12 protein-coding genes are annotated in these 15,951 nt (G+C 44.0%); 9 read left to right on the top strand and 3 right to left on the bottom strand.

Features of this window, described 5'->3' with window-relative positions; all coding sequences use genetic code 11:
• A complete protein-coding gene (locus K1X66_02640) occupies window positions 1–534 on the top strand; it encodes an adenine phosphoribosyltransferase (protein MBX7157273.1) in 534 nt (177 codons plus the stop codon).
• Window positions 535–565: 31 nt separating this feature from the next.
• Here K1X66_02640 and K1X66_02635 read toward each other — a convergent pair whose 3' ends face one another.
• Entirely contained in the window at window positions 566–1,690 is a 1,125-nt protein-coding gene (locus tag K1X66_02635) for an NADH-quinone oxidoreductase subunit H (protein ID MBX7157272.1), read from the bottom strand.
• A 47-nt stretch (window positions 1,691–1,737) separates the two neighbouring features.
• The gene (locus K1X66_02630; GenBank protein MBX7157271.1) at window positions 1,738–2,604 is read right to left on the bottom strand and encodes a hypothetical protein; all 867 of its coding nucleotides are present in this window, start codon (window positions 2,602–2,604) and stop codon (window positions 1,738–1,740) included.
• Between the two features lie 93 nt (window positions 2,605–2,697).
• On the opposite strand from K1X66_02630, the gene K1X66_02625 reads away from it, so the two are divergent.
• Genes K1X66_02625 through K1X66_02590 form a run of 8 tightly spaced genes read left to right on the top strand, consistent with a single transcriptional unit; the run spans window position 2,698 to window position 15,144 of the window.
• Window positions 2,698–5,496: a tetratricopeptide repeat protein gene (locus K1X66_02625; GenBank protein MBX7157270.1), complete on the top strand. Its 2,799-nt coding sequence runs from the start codon at window positions 2,698–2,700 to the stop codon at window positions 5,494–5,496.
• On the top strand, window positions 5,493–6,377 hold the full coding sequence (locus K1X66_02620; GenBank protein ID MBX7157269.1) for a hypothetical protein: 885 nt from the start codon (window positions 5,493–5,495) through the stop codon (window positions 6,375–6,377). The genes K1X66_02625 and K1X66_02620 overlap by 4 nt, the downstream gene beginning before the upstream one ends.
• Window positions 6,378–6,424: 47 nt before the next feature.
• A complete protein-coding gene (locus tag K1X66_02615) occupies window positions 6,425–7,192 on the top strand; it encodes a MotA/TolQ/ExbB proton channel family protein (GenBank protein ID MBX7157268.1) in 768 nt (255 codons plus the stop codon).
• Window positions 7,193–7,246: 54 nt separating this feature from the next.
• On the top strand, window positions 7,247–7,675 hold the full coding sequence (locus tag K1X66_02610; protein MBX7157267.1) for a biopolymer transporter ExbD: 429 nt from the start codon (window positions 7,247–7,249) through the stop codon (window positions 7,673–7,675).
• A 6-nt stretch (window positions 7,676–7,681) separates the two neighbouring features.
• Entirely contained in the window at window positions 7,682–8,137 is a 456-nt protein-coding gene (locus tag K1X66_02605) for a biopolymer transporter ExbD (GenBank protein ID MBX7157266.1), read from the top strand.
• Between the two features lie 13 nt (window positions 8,138–8,150).
• Entirely contained in the window at window positions 8,151–9,248 is a 1,098-nt protein-coding gene (locus K1X66_02600; GenBank protein ID MBX7157265.1) for a VWA domain-containing protein, read from the top strand.
• A gap of 56 nt (window positions 9,249–9,304) precedes the next feature.
• Entirely contained in the window at window positions 9,305–11,386 is a 2,082-nt protein-coding gene (locus tag K1X66_02595) for a hypothetical protein (GenBank protein MBX7157264.1), read from the top strand.
• Window positions 11,383–15,144, top strand: coding sequence for a transglycosylase domain-containing protein (locus K1X66_02590; GenBank protein ID MBX7157263.1), 3,762 nt, complete (start codon window positions 11,383–11,385; stop codon window positions 15,142–15,144). The genes K1X66_02595 and K1X66_02590 overlap by 4 nt, the downstream gene beginning before the upstream one ends.
• Window positions 15,145–15,236: 92 nt before the next feature.
• Here K1X66_02590 and K1X66_02585 read toward each other — a convergent pair whose 3' ends face one another.
• On the bottom strand, window positions 15,237–15,932 hold the full coding sequence (locus K1X66_02585; GenBank protein ID MBX7157262.1) for a YggS family pyridoxal phosphate-dependent enzyme: 696 nt from the start codon (window positions 15,930–15,932) through the stop codon (window positions 15,237–15,239).
• Window positions 15,933–15,951: the final 19 nt, after the last annotated feature.

Raw genomic sequence — 15,951 nt, 5'->3', positions numbered from 1 at the left:
ATGGAAATGAATAGCGCTATTAACCGACTCGCTCGCTCACTTCGCACGGTGGATGATTTTCCTCAGCCCGGAGTGAAATTTGTCGATATCACACCCATTCTTCAATCGGGCCAACTCTTTCGATTAACCATTAATTTAATTGTTGAGCGCTACGCAAAAAAAAGAATCGACACTATCGTCGGTGTTGATGCGCGAGGTTTTATCTTTGGCGCAGCAGTGGCATGTCAACTAGGGGTTGGCTTTGTGCCAATTCGAAAAAAAGGAAAACTGCCTTACAAAACAATCGAACAAGAATATCAACTTGAATACGGTACCAGTACAGTAGCAGTGCATGAAGATGCTATCGCGCCAGGTCAAAAAGTGGCTCTTGTCGACGATGTTCTCGCCACGGGCGGTACGGCAGCTGCAGCAGCTAATCTCATCAAAAGTTTAGGAGCTGACTTGCAAGAAATCACTTTTGTAATCGAGCTTAGCTTTTTAAAAGGTCGAGAGAAATTGATGGATTACAATGTTCATTCCATGATTGTTCTTTAAATTACGCTTGCTGTAGCAAATTGCAAAACGCTTACTTAATGAAAGCCACCAAAAATGCCGTAACCACAACGTTAGCCAAAGCCAAAGGCAGAAACACTTTCCAGCCCAATTTCATTAATTGATCGTAACGAAACCGAGGTAAAGTCCATCGAATAAAAATAAAAAATGCGAGAAATAGAATCATCTTTACCAGAAAAGTCCCAATATTAAGTAAGCCATAGAGAATTCCCTTTTCTCCTGTGGGAATAAAAGAAAATCCGAATCCTGGCAAACTCCAACCTCCCAAAAATAAAGTGACCACTAACGAAGCGGCAACAATCATCGCCATATATTCACCAAGAAAAAATAAAGAAAATTTCATGGCCGCATACTCGGTGTGATAGCCTCCAACCAACTCTGTTTCCGCTTCCGGCATATCAAAAGGCAAACGATTCGTTTCTGCAAAAGCAGCTACTACAAATAAAATAAACGAAAGACTCAAAGGAATAAAATAAACAAAATTTTTCCAATTCAAATGCTCTGCAAAAAAAGGTAGCACAAGCCAGCCATTTTTCATTTGATATTCAACAATGGCGCCCAGATTTAATTCTCCCACTATTAAAAAAATAGGCACTACAGATAAACCCATCGTTAACTCGTAAGAAATTAACTGCGCACTAGAACGAATGCCTCCTAAAAAAGGATATTTAGAATTCGAAGCCCAACCCGCCAAAGTAATTCCATAAACGCTAAGTGATGTAATCGCAAAAATAAGTAACAAAGCAATGTTAATATCCGCTATCACCCCTTTTGTGCGAATCGCAATATCAGCAATCGGCAAAGTAAAATCAAGCACGCTACCAAATGGAATCATCGCCATAGTGATAAGCGCCGGCATCATGGCCAGCGCAGGTGCAAGCCAATAATAAAATTTGTTCACGCCAGCAGGCACAAATTGTTCCTTCAACATCAATTTAAGCGTGTCAGCTATAGGTTGTCCCAAACCCAAAGATTTTCCCAAACCAATGAAGGGCAGCCCAACCCGATTGGGCCCCACCCGCTCCTGAATCATCGCGCTAATTTTGCGTTCTGCCAAAACCGTATAAGACACAATGCCTAACACCCCACCAATCAGCAGAACAATTTTTGCCAGGGTAATGGAAAGTTCTAATATCATATAAAGGCAAGAACCTTTCCAAAAATTTTAATATCTGAAAAGAAAAATTAAATACTTAACCCTGGAGATTGAGGTAGAGATTGATTGACCTCTTCAGGCGGCATTAGGCTTTGGTTGGGCTCTTCAGAATAGTTGGATTGATTAGGTCCTTGTTCTAAATCCCTCCACATCTGCTCATTTCTTTCTGATCGTGAAGCAGGTTCTTTAGGCACTTTATCAGCAATAGCTTCTTTCAAAGTAGATAAAATAGGTTTAGCTGTTCGATCCTTAAAATTTTCGGCTGGCAACGGCTTATCCCATCCCGGATGCGTTTCTCTATTAATAATCGGCTTAGGCAATCCAGTAGCATCAATTAAACCAGAAACATAAGAATTGGAATTAAAACTATCATCCGCCCAATACCAAGCTTGGTCTGCCTTGGTACTCGCAGGAAATAAATCATAATCTAAGTCATCTTGATAATTTCCATCCTTAGCTAAAACGGTATCAATTACTTCTGCCTCTTTTTTACAATCCTTAGGTCCCATAGGAATTCGCCCAGGATGAGGACCCACATCTTTAGGACGGTTCAATTCACTAACTAAAGTATTATATACAGGCCCAGCTCCTATCGTAGCATAACGCTTGCCATCTTCATCAAGCTGGCTAAAGCGAGGATCGTCTTTATATTTTTCATCCTTTGGTGTAACGCGCACAGAAGTATGCTCATAGCCCAAAGCCACTTGATGACTTTGAAGCTCAACCGAAGTTCGACAACCTTCAGTAGAAGCAGGAGAGGTTAAACCTTTAACCAAGGGATGATCCATCACCTTTTTAACTCCATTATCAATCTCTTTGATAATTTCCAAAAAAGCTTCACGCGTTTTTTGTTGTTCTGGGGTTAATTCTGGATTAGAAACAGTTGGCTCGCCCATACTCACCTATTATTGCCATCAAAAAGAAATTAACAATAATTTTTTTCATAGAATTTCCCTTGTCTTTTTTCTTATCAAAATTACACTTAAAGAGTGAAGTGCATTCGGCGTTTCGTAATGATGGTAGCGTTAGGGATAATTTCCTCTCTGGCGAACGCACAAGACCAAGCTGGCACTGGCACAGCGGATGATCTCTTACAGCGTGGCTCAAGCGCTTTTAATGCTGGAAATTTTCCAGAAGCGGCTAAAATTTACGAAAATTTTTTAACCTCCTATGGCTCCAGTCCTGAAGCGCAAAAAGTAAAACCCGAAGTTTACCCTCTCCTCGCAGCGTCTTATTTGCAAATACAAAAACCCGAAGCGGCCGAGCCCATCATTGAAACCTATATTAAAGAATATCCACAAGGCAAGGCCGTGCCGGATATGTCTTTCTGGCTAGGATTATCCCGCTATCAACAAGGAAAATTCAGCGAAGCCATCAGCGCCTTTGAAACTTTTTTAAAAAACTATCCTAACACGCCGCAAACTTCCGAAGCGCAAATGTTAATGGCTAACTCGCAATTCCAAGAAAAAAAATATAAAGAAGCTGCTGCACTTTTTGAAATTGCCAGTAAAACGCGCGACCCTTTAACCGCTGAACGCGCCATGCTCATGCGCTTGCAAAGCTTGCTCGAAAGCCGTGATCTTGATGGCGCACTGGCTGTGCTAGAAATTTTGCGCGCCAAACCCGAACCCATTCGTCAGCAAGCTCTTCTTGCTCTGCAGGCCATGCAATTAGGCGACGATTTTTATGAAGATGGAGAATACAACAAAGCCTATCGCTGCTACCTTTTCATCCCGCTCAAAGCTCAAATTTTGGACAGACAAGAAAAACTACTGACTGACGTAGAAAAACAACTTACCCGTTACGCTCAAGGGCTCAGCATTAAAGCGCTCCAACTCCAACAAATGAAAGACGGCCTGATTCGTGAGAAAGAAAATCTTACCAAAATGGAAACTTTCGATCTCAACCGTCACTTACGTGTCGCACAATGCGCCCTGCAATGCGAACGCCCTGGAGAAGGCTATCTCGCTGCTATAGCCGTAGCCGAAACCCAGCCCCGAACCGAACCGGTCATAGTCGGTCATTACCTCGCCATCCTAGCTGCTGTGGAATTACAACGTTGGGACAAAGTTCAAGAACTCGTCGCCTCTTTCATCAAACGCTATCCCAACGACTCACGCGCACCTCAAGCCGCCTATCTCGAGGGCGAAGCTTATCTTAATAATAACCGCTTTGAAGATGCCTATAACGTTTTTACTAAACACACCAAACTTTATCCTCAATTTCCTCAAGCCGATCGCGTTTTATTTTTGGCCGGTTACAGCGCGCTTTTTCTGGAAAAATATCAAGAAGCCACCGATTCCTTTGCTCGTTTCCGACAACAATTTCCTAAAAGTCCCTTGGCAGAAAATAATCTCTATTGGAATGCCATGACTGCCGTTTTTGCAAAAAACTACCCTGAAATTCGCACGCGATTCAACCTTTATCTCAAAGAATATCCCCAAGGCACCTTCAAAGAAGAAGCCATCTATCGCATGGCAGCCGCTGATTATGGCGAAAAAAAATATGAAGAAGCACGCAAAAAACTTGTGGACTGGGTAAAAACCTATCCTCAAAACCCGCTCACCGATGAAGTGCGCGCCCTAGCTGGTGACGCTTGGTTCGCTGAAGGCGATCCCGATGAAGGCATCAAAATGTTTAGCGAAGTCGGCCCAGCCAACGAACGACTCTATGAATATGCACAATTCCAAATTGGCAAAGCGCTTCGACTTACTGAACAATACGAAAAAATGGTCGATCATTTCAAAAAATTTATCGACAAAAACCCGAATAGTGGTCGCGTTGTCGAAGCCTATCACTGGACCGGTTGGGGTTTGCGCCAACTCGATCAAATTGAAGATGCGCGCCGTTTTTACCGACTTGCCCTGGAAAAATACGGCTCTGATCTGAAGAGCAATTTTGTTGAAGACCTTTTCATCGGCTACGCCAAACTTTTCCCCACTGTCGACGATAAAGCAGCTCTGATCAGCGAGCTAGAAAAGGGTAAGGACAACTTACTTGCTGCTGGCAAACCCATACAAGCTGCGCGTTATCTCTGGCTTCTTGCTCAACTCCAACGTCGCTCCAACCCGGATCAAGCCCGTCTTGCGCTTTTAGAATTAGCCCGTCCTGATCGCTTCAAACCGGAACAACTTTCCCAACGGCTCTGCATTGACTTGGGAGAACTGTTAGTCACTGAAAAGCGCTATGCCGAAGCTGAAACTTATTTGAATATCTTGGCCAACACTCCTAAAAAAACTCGTTTCACCGATCGTGCTCTAGCGGGCTTAGGCCTCATTGCCTTAGCAAAAGGAGATGAAACTAAAGCGCTTGCTATGTTTGATCGCTTTGAAGCTGAATCCGGCTCCTCCATCCTTCTACCAAAAATCTTAGAATCCAAAGTAGAAATTTACAAAAACCAAAAACGCATTCCAGAAGCTATTGCAACCTTGGAAAAAATATTGGAAACTCCTGCTGCCAAGGGCAAGCCCTGGGTGCAAGCGCTTTATCAACTGGGCCAACTCAACGAGCAAATGGGTAAAACGAAAGAAGCCTGCGCTTATTACGAACGCATTTACATTCTCTATGCTCGCTACCGCGACTGGGTATCAAAAGCTTATTTAGCCCGCGGCAAAGCGCTCGAAACCTTACAATTAAAACCTCAAGCGATTGAAACTTACGAAGCTTTCTTAAAAGAAGCAGATCTGGCAAGTTTTGAAGAATATAAAGCTGCTCAACAAAGACTCGCCGAATTAAAACCAGGCGCCAATGTCAACCCGGCTTCGGAACCCAAGCCAACCTCCTCATGAAAACACAGAATTTTTTTCAGCTCAGTTTTGTGTTAGGCCTCATGGCTATTGCGGGTTTAACCTCTATTCATGCACAAGATCTCGTAGTTTTAAAAACTTTAGATGAAATTGAAGGCAAAGTTTTACGCTCCGAAAAAAATAAAGTTTATATTCAAGTTGAATTTCGAGGCGGCAAAGCCGAAAGCGCTTACAATTTAGATCAAATCGAAAAAATCGTTTTTGAAGCCACTTTCGATCGATCCAAACTGCCTACTGATCCAGCCGCGCGCTTAACAACTCTCGACCCGCTTTGGAAATTTTGGCAATCGTTTCTTTCCATTCCAGAATCTCCTGCTGGTGAGGTGTTATTTGCCCGCGCTGAAACACTGATCGACCTAAAACAATTCGACGAAGCGCTCAAAGCTGTGGAACAAATCGAAGCTCAAGACTGGAATCAAAAAAGAAAGTTTCTTGTCGCTCCATTAAAGGTGAAATGTTTGGCCGGCCTGAATCGTTTCGAAGAAGCCATGGTCATGGCCAAACAAATGGAAGAGCAATCCAAAGACTCTTCCATCGTCGCCTTCGTGCAATTAGTACTGGGCGAAGTTGAGCTTGGACGCACAAATTATCCCGCTGCTTTGGATCATTTTCTCTATAACCGCGTATTCAACCCAACTCTCAAGGAAGAAGTGGGTCGCGGCTTATGGGGCGCATCGCGCGTTTATCTGGCAGAAACCAATCTTTCAGCAGCCGTTAGAGTGTTGCAAGATATCATTGCCGATTACCCGCAAAGTTCCATCTTTGCACGTGCTCAAACCAAGCTAAAAGAATTAAAACCTTTAGTAAAAACTGAAGAGAAAGAAGAAGAACAAAACGAAGAAAAAGAAACCACAACCCAATAACCTCTATGAAAACATTAAAACCTCTTTACTACATCGGTCTTATCCTTGTGACATGGCTCACATTCGGTTTGCAATCGACCTGGGCCGCGCCTAAGGTTGAATCCAGCAAAAGCTTGCTCGACCTCTACCATGAAGGAGGTCCCATCATGCACATCATCGCTCTTTGCTCAGTCGGTTGCGTAGCTTTAGGCGGATTTTTAGGATTACAATTACGCAGAAAAAAAATCCTGCCAGACAGCGTTATCCACCAACTAAACTTAACCATGAGCCAACGCAACATCCCCAACGCCTTTCAAATTTGCAAAGAAAATCCCGGGCCATTAGCCCACACGCTGACCTCTGCTTTAACCAAGGCAAACTTTGAAAGAGATATGTTTAACAAAGCTGCCATGGAAAACGCTGTGGCTGATGCCGTCTACCATGAAGAAACCAAAGTGCAAGTGCTCATCACTTACCTCAACACCCTCGCCGTCATGGCGCCCATGATCGGGTTGTTAGGAACGGTAAGCGGTATGATTAACTCCTTTAGCGCGTTGACTGCCGGTAAAGCCGAAGCCACCGATCTGGCGGGCGGTATTGGTGAAGCGCTCGTAGCAACCGCCGGCGGTTTGATGCTCGCGATTCCCTCCATGTTCCTTTACTTCTTCTTCCGCGGCAAAGCTCAAGCCTTAATGGTCGACGTGCATAAAGCCGTTTCCACCATGCTTGATCTATTCACAGGTGAAGTCACCATGGAAGGGTTAGCCGCTGCGGCCGTTGCAGCAGGAGAAAATGATGGCAGCACCTTACCCGTAGGGCCTGATTTCCAATCTTAAATGAAATACAACCTGATGACGTCTAAATAGAGTAGTAGTTAATAAAATTAAATTATGGCAGAGCAAATCCAGCGCAAACGTCCGCGAAAAGTGACTCACGAAGAAGTGGGGCTTCAAATTGCGCCCATGATCGACGTCACCATGCTCTTGCTCTTTTTCTTCATGCTCTCTGGCAAACTAACTAAAAGCCAGAAACTCATGAATATTAACTTGCCTCGCGCCCAGTCCTCAGTCGTGCCGGAAGATTTAAGTGGACGAGATGTAGTCAATATCGATGAAAAAGGCCAATACTTCGCTAGCGAACGCCAAATGGATATGCGCGAATTAAAAGCCTATCTGAAACAACGCCTTACCGATGTTCCACCTCTTATCATTTACGTGCGAGCCGACGCAAAAACCCCTGCGAAACAAATCAAAGATGTCATGAAAGCCGCTGCAGAAGCCGGAGCCATTCAAGTCATCTTTGGAACTACTCAACATTAAAAGATTATGGCAACCCCTAAAAAAACTGAACATCCTCAAGTCGAACTTCAAATCGCACCCATGATCGACGTATGTTTCTTGCTACTCTTCTTCTACATTCTGACTTCCAAACCCGTAAAACCCGAAGCCGATGTCAGCACCAAACTTCCCGGCTCCGTGTCACAAGAAGAATCAGTCGATCTGCCCGATGAACAACGCATCGAAATTCGCGCCAATGGCCAAGTCGTACTCAACGAACAAACTTTAGATAGTCCCACCGACTCACAATTGCCTCAATTGCTTGAAACCTTAAAACGCTATAAAGAAGCTAGCGATGCTAACCAAGCCGAAGCTTTAGTTACTCTTTTTCCCGAAGATGGCGTGGTGCATCAACGCATCATCGATGTTATGAACACTTGTGCCCTGGCAGGTATCAAAGGCGTCACATTTGCTTCCGATCCCGAAGACGATTTTGACCTATAACCTTTACGAAATTATGGATATCAGCATAGATCAGCTTAAAGAAGGCGTAGGCGAAAAAAATAAACGCCGAAAAATGCTTATCACTATCCTTTTGATTAGCCTGGGCGCTCATATTTTAGCAGGTATCATCGCCGGTGCCGTCATTGTGGCCAAATATCTCATCGCTCCGCCTGCTACTTTTGTTGCTGAACCAAAAAAATTTAAAATTACCTCCCCCGAACGTGAACAAAAAATGGCTCTAGCTGCCTTTGAAGAAGCTGCTTCTACTCCAGCCTTTAGCAGTCCTCTTACGAGTACACGCATGATGGATAAAGGATTACCTCCATTGCCTAAACTTCCTCTCGACCAATCCTTACCGCTCAATGCATCCGCCGTTATCTCCGATGGCGTTTTATCCTTATCCGGTTCCAGTTCCTTTGGCGGAAAAGCCGGCTTAACAGGCGTAGGGAATGGTTCTTCGGTCGGCTTTTTCGGCATCAAAGACACCGGCGCTAAAATTGTTATCGCTGTTGACGCTTCCAACACCATGTTCGAACGAAGTCTTAACGGAAACATGATCAAAATGCCTTACTACATGATTAAACAAGAAGCCATGAAACTCATAGATGGCCTAAGTATTAACACACAATTTGGCCTTATTATTTGGGAAGGAGGCTCCCTCGCCTTTAAATCGCAACTGGTTCCCTCTACCGATCAAAATAAAGCGGAAGCCAAAAAATGGATTCAAGGCATCTCTGAAGATCCGCAAACCAGCGTCCGCAAACAACAGCGCGTCATAGGTGGGGATCTTTTAGAAGATGGCATGGGCGGCACACGCACCGATCTGGCTATTGAACAAGCTTTCGCCATGCAACCCGACATTATTTATCTGATTTCCGACGGAGACGCTAATAAAACTCAAGGCGGAAAAATTCCTGCTGAAGAAATTTGGAAACAAACAGCAGATTTACAAAAAACTTTGACCGAACCTGTGCGACTACATGCCATCTATTTCCTCACAGCGGCAGAAAAACCCAATGAAAAAGAATTTTTAGAAGGATTAGCGAGAAAAAATCGTGGCCGTTTTCTAGTCGTTGACGCCAAAAAACTCACGACAAGAACTGAGAATTAACTCATTAATTCTCTCCCCATTAGGGTTGTTCATTGATTTTGTCGCCAGATCGCTTAATGAATGATCATTCCATGTGTAATTATTTTTCTTATCAACGAACCTGCCAATGGTTAGGACTATTTCTTGTTTTTATTTTCCCTGCCCACGGGGCATCGCTCCCTTTATTTAAAAAAACAGAAGAATTATTTGAACAAAAAATTCCTCTTTTCGTTTTGGATAAAAACTCAAACATCACACTCTCCCAACTTAATATTCAATGGAATCCCCAAATCGAAACCACTTCAGAAACCATTAACTTTCGGTTTGACGGTGCTATGTCACCTGAAACCACACAATCGTTATCCCAACAACTTTGGCCCGCCACCCTGGCCAGTGCAATATTGTGGCAACAACCCTGGCAAAATGCTGATTGGGTTTTGAGCGAACTTAGCGGTGCCATCGATTCAGAAAGCTGCGCTTCGCTATCGCTCGGTTTACTCGCTACCGCTTGCGGCATCGACTATCCTCAAGACACATTACTTCTCGCTACTCTACTACCCGATCAATCGCTCGGTCCTGTTCAAAATGTTGAATCACGCATGGAACTGGCTGTCAACACCGGTATAAAAAAAATAATTTTATCTGACAATCAACACTTGGATCGCACTCATCCCAATAAACTTTTAGATACCGCCGCGAAAGCCAAGACATTAAAATTAAAAGTTTTTTATGCCCAAAACTTAGCTGAAGCTGCCGAAATAGCATTGGATCACAGCCTGCCTTCAGCAACTTGGAATACCACACCCTGTCGTTATTCCAACAGCACATTCAGTTTTTTAGCGCAACGTTGCCAAAATCAAATTAACGAACTGTTGCGCACGAAAAATCTCTGGCCTTCTACACAAGCCCTACAGCAACTTTCTCCTTGGGAACAAGCCATCTGGCAACGCGCTTTGTCGCTCTTTGAACAAGGCTCGCAAGCTTACCAAGCTGGCCAAGTTTACGCGGCTTATCGTCTCCTTATTGACGCCTCAAGCGAAATCGCCGCCACTCAAGCTTTCAAAACTAACTTAAACTCAGCTCAATTAAAATCTTTTGTCACTCAAACCTCAAGCCTACTCGATGACGTCATTCAAAAAACTCAAGATAAAGAATGGGATAAAAACGACTTGAGCCTCAGTCTATTTTTGTCAGAACGCAATGACTGGTTGCTCACTCTTCAAACCAAACTGGAGGGTCCTCTTGCCATTGCCCGACAAGCGTGGCATTCGCAATCAGATGCAACCGAAGATGAAAAAAAACGAGCAGCTATTTTGCTCATGAGCGGTTTTTATTATGTGACCTATCAGACCCAACTCCGAGATATTTTTCCCGTTTTCCAGCGTAACTTTAAAAAATCGGACTCCTCCGCTTTTTCTCATCGCGCCACCGATTGGCTCAATCAATTGACACCTGCGCTCCTAGCTAAAGGTGAATCTTTTACTGGCCAAATCAAACAGCGCGCTAGCCAATGGCAATCTTCACTAATTTGGGACACTCGTTTGGCAAGCCAAACTACCTTACTACAACGCATCAAGCGTAGTTGGGAAAAAAAATGGGAAACGCATCAAATTCCACGTGCACTTCTGGCGAACGCCGGTTTTACTCCCGGCCCTGCCTATCGCCCACCCCAACCTCAGCCCACTTCTGCCGCCTCATTTGCTTTCAATGATGTCGCCCAATGTTTTCTTGATATTAATTATTTTTTAGAAACCGATCTTTTAAAGGAAAAATATTTTTATTGGAACGCTTCACTCAAATTAGATTCTTTAAAATGGTCTTTAAGCAACCGCCTCGCTCTAGAAAAAATGTTACAAAACGCTGAAATCACAGCACGTCAAGGAATGGCTGCAGCACAAAATGTCGATATCGACACCTCCCCTTTAGCCATGATCTACGAATATGCCACTGTGCTAAAAATGAGTCCTGACGACCAAGACCGCATGGAAGCTTTGCGCCAATTTTGGCGATGCTACTGGTTGGGTTCATTAAGCCAACAACTGGGTTATATTCCTCAAGCCACCATTTATTCTCAAGAATCTTCTTCACCTCCACAGGAACAACCTTTGCCGGCTACAGAAGAAATTTCCGAGGGAACATTGGAAGAAGCTACGCAATGAAACGATTTCTTACGTTAAGCTTAGTTTTTTTTCTGCTCTTGATCACATTAGCGACTTGGCTGCTTTATCCCAAAGTTAAAACGCACTATCAACTTGCACAACAATACGATCTGAACGATCTCGCAAAATACAATGAAACGAGCATTTTTTATGATGATAATGATAAGGAAATCGGACGACTTGCATTAGAAAATCGCATCGTATTAAAACATAATGAAATTCCAGACCTCATGCGCCAAGCTATTATTGCCGCAGAAGATCGTCGTTTTTATTGGCATTACGGCATTGATATCATCGGAATTGTTCGGGCTCTCGTAGTTAACTTAAAATCAGGCCAATTTACTCAAGGTGGAAGCACCATTACCCAGCAGCTCGCCAAAAATGCTATCGGCATGTTTGAACGCTCTTGGGATCGTAAATTAATAGAAACTTTTTTAGCGCTTCGTATTGAAAATCATTTTACCAAACAGGAGATCTTAGATTATTACATCAACCGAATCTATTTCGGCAAAGGCTATTTTGGTTTAGAAGCCGCAGCGCGCGGCTATTTCGGTAAATCAGCTAAACAACTCACCCTCGGGGAATGCGCCATGCTCGCCGGGTTAATTCGTTCTCCTAATAGCGCCTCACCGAGACGCGACTATCAAAAAGCGCTTCAGGGAAGAGATCGTGTTTTACAAACCATGGTGGAAGAAAAATTCATCACATCACAACAAGCCTGGCAAGCGCGACAAAAACGAATTCGTCTCGTTCCAGAAACTTCAGTAGGATTAAACAAATATTTCACCCCTCTCATCATGCAAGAGTTGCAGGAAGTTTTACAACTCGAAGAAAATGAATTTCCTCAAGGCCTCCGGGTGTATACTACGCTCAACACAACTTTACAACAAGCAGCAGAGCGGGCAGTTTCAGAAACTCTGACCCAGGTTGAATGGGAATTAACCCAGGAAAAAAACCTACGCAAAACTATTGAAAATCCAGGCCCTTTACAAGCGGCCGTTTTAATTTTGGACGCTGTTGAAGGCGCCGTTCAAGCATACGTGGGAGGAAGAGATTTTACCCAAAGCCAATTTGATCGCATCACCATGGCGCAACGAGACAATGGCGCTTCACTCTACCCTTTTTTATATGCTTTAGCCATGCAAAATCTAGGTTGGCACCCAGCTTCTCTCATTGACAGCTCCTTTATCGACAAACCCGAAATCAAAACATCCCAAGCCATAACTTTTGGCAATCCAGAACAAAATCTCAACAGACGCTTTTTTCTTTTGCAAGATGCTTTGGCTGGAAATTATAAAACCGCGGCCATTCGAACCGCTCACCAAATCGGACTAGCTAATCTAGCGCAGTGGCTAAAAAATACTGGTATTAGGTTTGACGAAAATTTTCTTCCAAAAACCTTTCACGATTTTAGACCTTTAACTCTTTGGGAGATCACCTCGCTCTACCAGATTCTGGCTAACCAAGGCACCCAGAAAAAAGCTTTCTTTATTCGATCCATTCGCGACGGAAAAAATAAATTGCTTTATCGCCGACCTCATGTCGCTGGTTTGCCACAACTAGAAGCTCTCACTGCTCAACAAATGACCTTAACTTTAGAGCAAACTCTCCGAGACAAAGCATGGCGACAAGACTTAACCCAACCCGCTACGGGTGTTAGCAGTTTTTCTGAAAATCAGCGAGACGCTTGGTTCCTAGGCTACACTCCGCGCTGGGTCACCGGAGTGTGGGTGGGTTATGATCCATCCATTTCCATTGGCAATAAAACGTTGGCCTCGAAAACAGCCATTCCATTATGGGAAAAAATAGTCAACCGACTCCCCTCTTCTCCCACCAATTTTGCGATTCCATCTAGTCTCATCAAAGTCGAAGTGGAAAAAAATACTGGAACCGTTCAAGGTCTCGCTGGTTTTGCTCCCAGCCCAGGTGATACCTTTGTTTATCTTAAACAATCCCAGCTCAACTCTATGAATACACTGCCTGTCTCACGCATCAATCGCGTTGCAGAAAATGAGGATTGGTCTCGTTGGTTACAAACACTTTTTTCTAATCCTTCCGAACTCATTTCTCAAGCGCCTTCCGAGGAAAACGATCATGCTTCTATTCCTCCCGTAGCAGAATATATCATGCCACCTCTGCGGGGAGATATCGTCGCGGCAAACGGTTCACCCTTAGCCACAACTCTCTCGGGCCAAAGCCTCGTTCTGCCCTGGCCAAGCTTAGAAACAGCAAACTCAGCAGAAGAAGCCTTAACTTGGATTAAACCCAAATTAGAGCTTGCCTCAAATTGGCTAGAAAAATCCATCACCTTTTCCAATGAAACATTGACTAACCATTATAACTTTCAACGATTTCAACCTGTTGTCATTAGCGATTTAACACCCGAAAAAGTTTCTCAATTCAACAACAGTAAATTGAGAGATGAAGGTTTCGTCCTCCAAACTTATCCCAAACGAGTTTATCCCGAAAACCAACTGCTTGCCCACACTCTTGGCTATCTTCAACGCGCTCAAACACCACGCATTGGCCCTTATCAAGCTAACTTAGTCATTTACGATCAATATCAAGGCGCGGAAGGGTTAGAAAAAATTTTTGATAGGGAACTTAATGGACAAGCAGGAAAATTTGTCATCGCCACCACACCCGAAGGCTTTACGCAGCGCACCGCTATCGAAAAACAAGCCACTTCAGGTTTAAATATTCGAACTACATTCGATCTCGAACTACAAAAAGCCGTGGAAAAAAGTTTAACAAATATTGCCGCCGGTGCTGTTGTTATTATGAACGTAACCAATGGCGATATCGTAGCTATGGCAAGCCAACCCACTTTTGATCCTAACGACTTTTTACCCGCTCTATCTTCAGAAAAATGGCAAAGCTTTTTGCAGGCAGAAGATAACCCACTACAAAATCGAGCCATCAGACAATTTCATCCGCCTGGTTCGGTCTTTAAAATCATCACTACGTTAGCTTCTTTACAAGCAGGCACTTTTGATCCTGAACGCATCGTTTATTGCAAAGGTTACTACCAAATTGGCAATGTGCGATTCAATCTACCACGAGAAACTTATCCCGTCTCATTTCGCAACGCTTTTGCTCAATCCATTAATACTTACTTTATCGACTTAGGTTTACGAACCGGACGAACCGCTTTGATCAACGTCGCTACTAATCTTGGCATAGGCCAAATCACGGGCGTTCCCCTACCCGGCGAATTGGCGGGTCTCATGCCAACACCTGACTACATTCGAAAAAAATATGGTCGCATTATGGGCGCTGGTGATGTCGCCAACGTTTCGATTGGTCAGGGCGATCTCCTGACAACCCCTTTGCAAATAGCCAATGCCGTTGCAGCCATTGCCAACCATGGCACTTTGTATCGTCCCAGAATCGTTAGCGAATTTTTTGATCAAAACGGCCAAACCGTAAAAACGTTTCCTCCTGAAATTCTTAACACCTTATCTTTTACTCCTGAACAATTCGATCTTGTCAAAGAAGCCATGGTGTCAGTAACAGAAGAAGGAACAGGCCGAAGAGCACAAGTTTCTGGCATACAAGTGGCAGGAAAAACAGGCACTGCCCAAGTGGGCAGCAAAGCCAAACCGCGCCAAATCGCTTGGTTTGCTGGCTTTTTGCCTGCTGACAACCCACGCTATGCCTTTGCCGTAATGGTCGAGGGAAGTTTTGAAGAATCCCTTTCTGGTGGAGTCGATGCCGCAACCTTAATTGGCGAAATTTTTAAAAAAGATAAAGGATAAGAAAAGTAAGAAACGCCCAACCCCATCCTCGTCCGTCAACTGACGGATTGCCCAGAGGATCCAGTTTTTAGACTTACTGTGAAAAGTTTTTTCTACGGTTTACTTTTTTTCCTTTGACCAAAAATTGACGTGCCAACGCGCACCAGTGTGCTGCCTTCCTGAATAGCTTCCAAAAAATCATGACTCATACCCATCGACAATTCGGGAAGTTTAATACCAAGCTCCTTCTCCGCACGATCCCGCCATTCACGCAACCTCGCAAAATAAGGCTTCGCCTCTTGAGGTTTCTCTTCCCACGGTGCCAACGTCATCAAACCACAAATTCGCAAACGCGGTAAGACATTTACCTTTTCCAAAGCAAATAATAATTCTTCAGGTTTCATGCCAAACTTGCTTTTCTCCCCAGACACGTTGACTTCCACCAAAATATCCATTGTCCGCCCTTGTTTTTCTGCCTCTTGGGAAACCGTTTCTGCTAAAGAAACCGAATCGATCGACTGAATACAGGAAAAAAGCGCCACAGCATCACGCACTTTATTTGATTGCAAATGTCCAATAAAATGCCATTCCGCACGAGATGAACACAACGGAATTTTCTGTTTAGCTTCTTGCACCCGATTCTCGCCAAATAATAAGAGCCCGGCTTCCACCGCCTCATAAATTTCTTCTGGCGTCCTGGTTTTTGAAGCGCCCAATAAATGAACCTCTTCTGCACCCCGACCCGCACGCGCGCTTGCCTCTTTAATCTGTCCCTGAACTCGCGTAATATTATCAGCAATACTTCCCATCGATTACCTTGATTACCTT

The sequence above is a fragment of the Verrucomicrobiia bacterium genome (assembly GCA_019694135.1).
Taxonomy (GTDB): Bacteria; Verrucomicrobiota; Verrucomicrobiia; order JADLBR01; family JAIBCM01; genus JAIBCM01.
The sequence above is the reverse complement of the archived record's forward strand: the minus strand, read 5'-3'. Positions and strand labels throughout refer to the sequence as shown.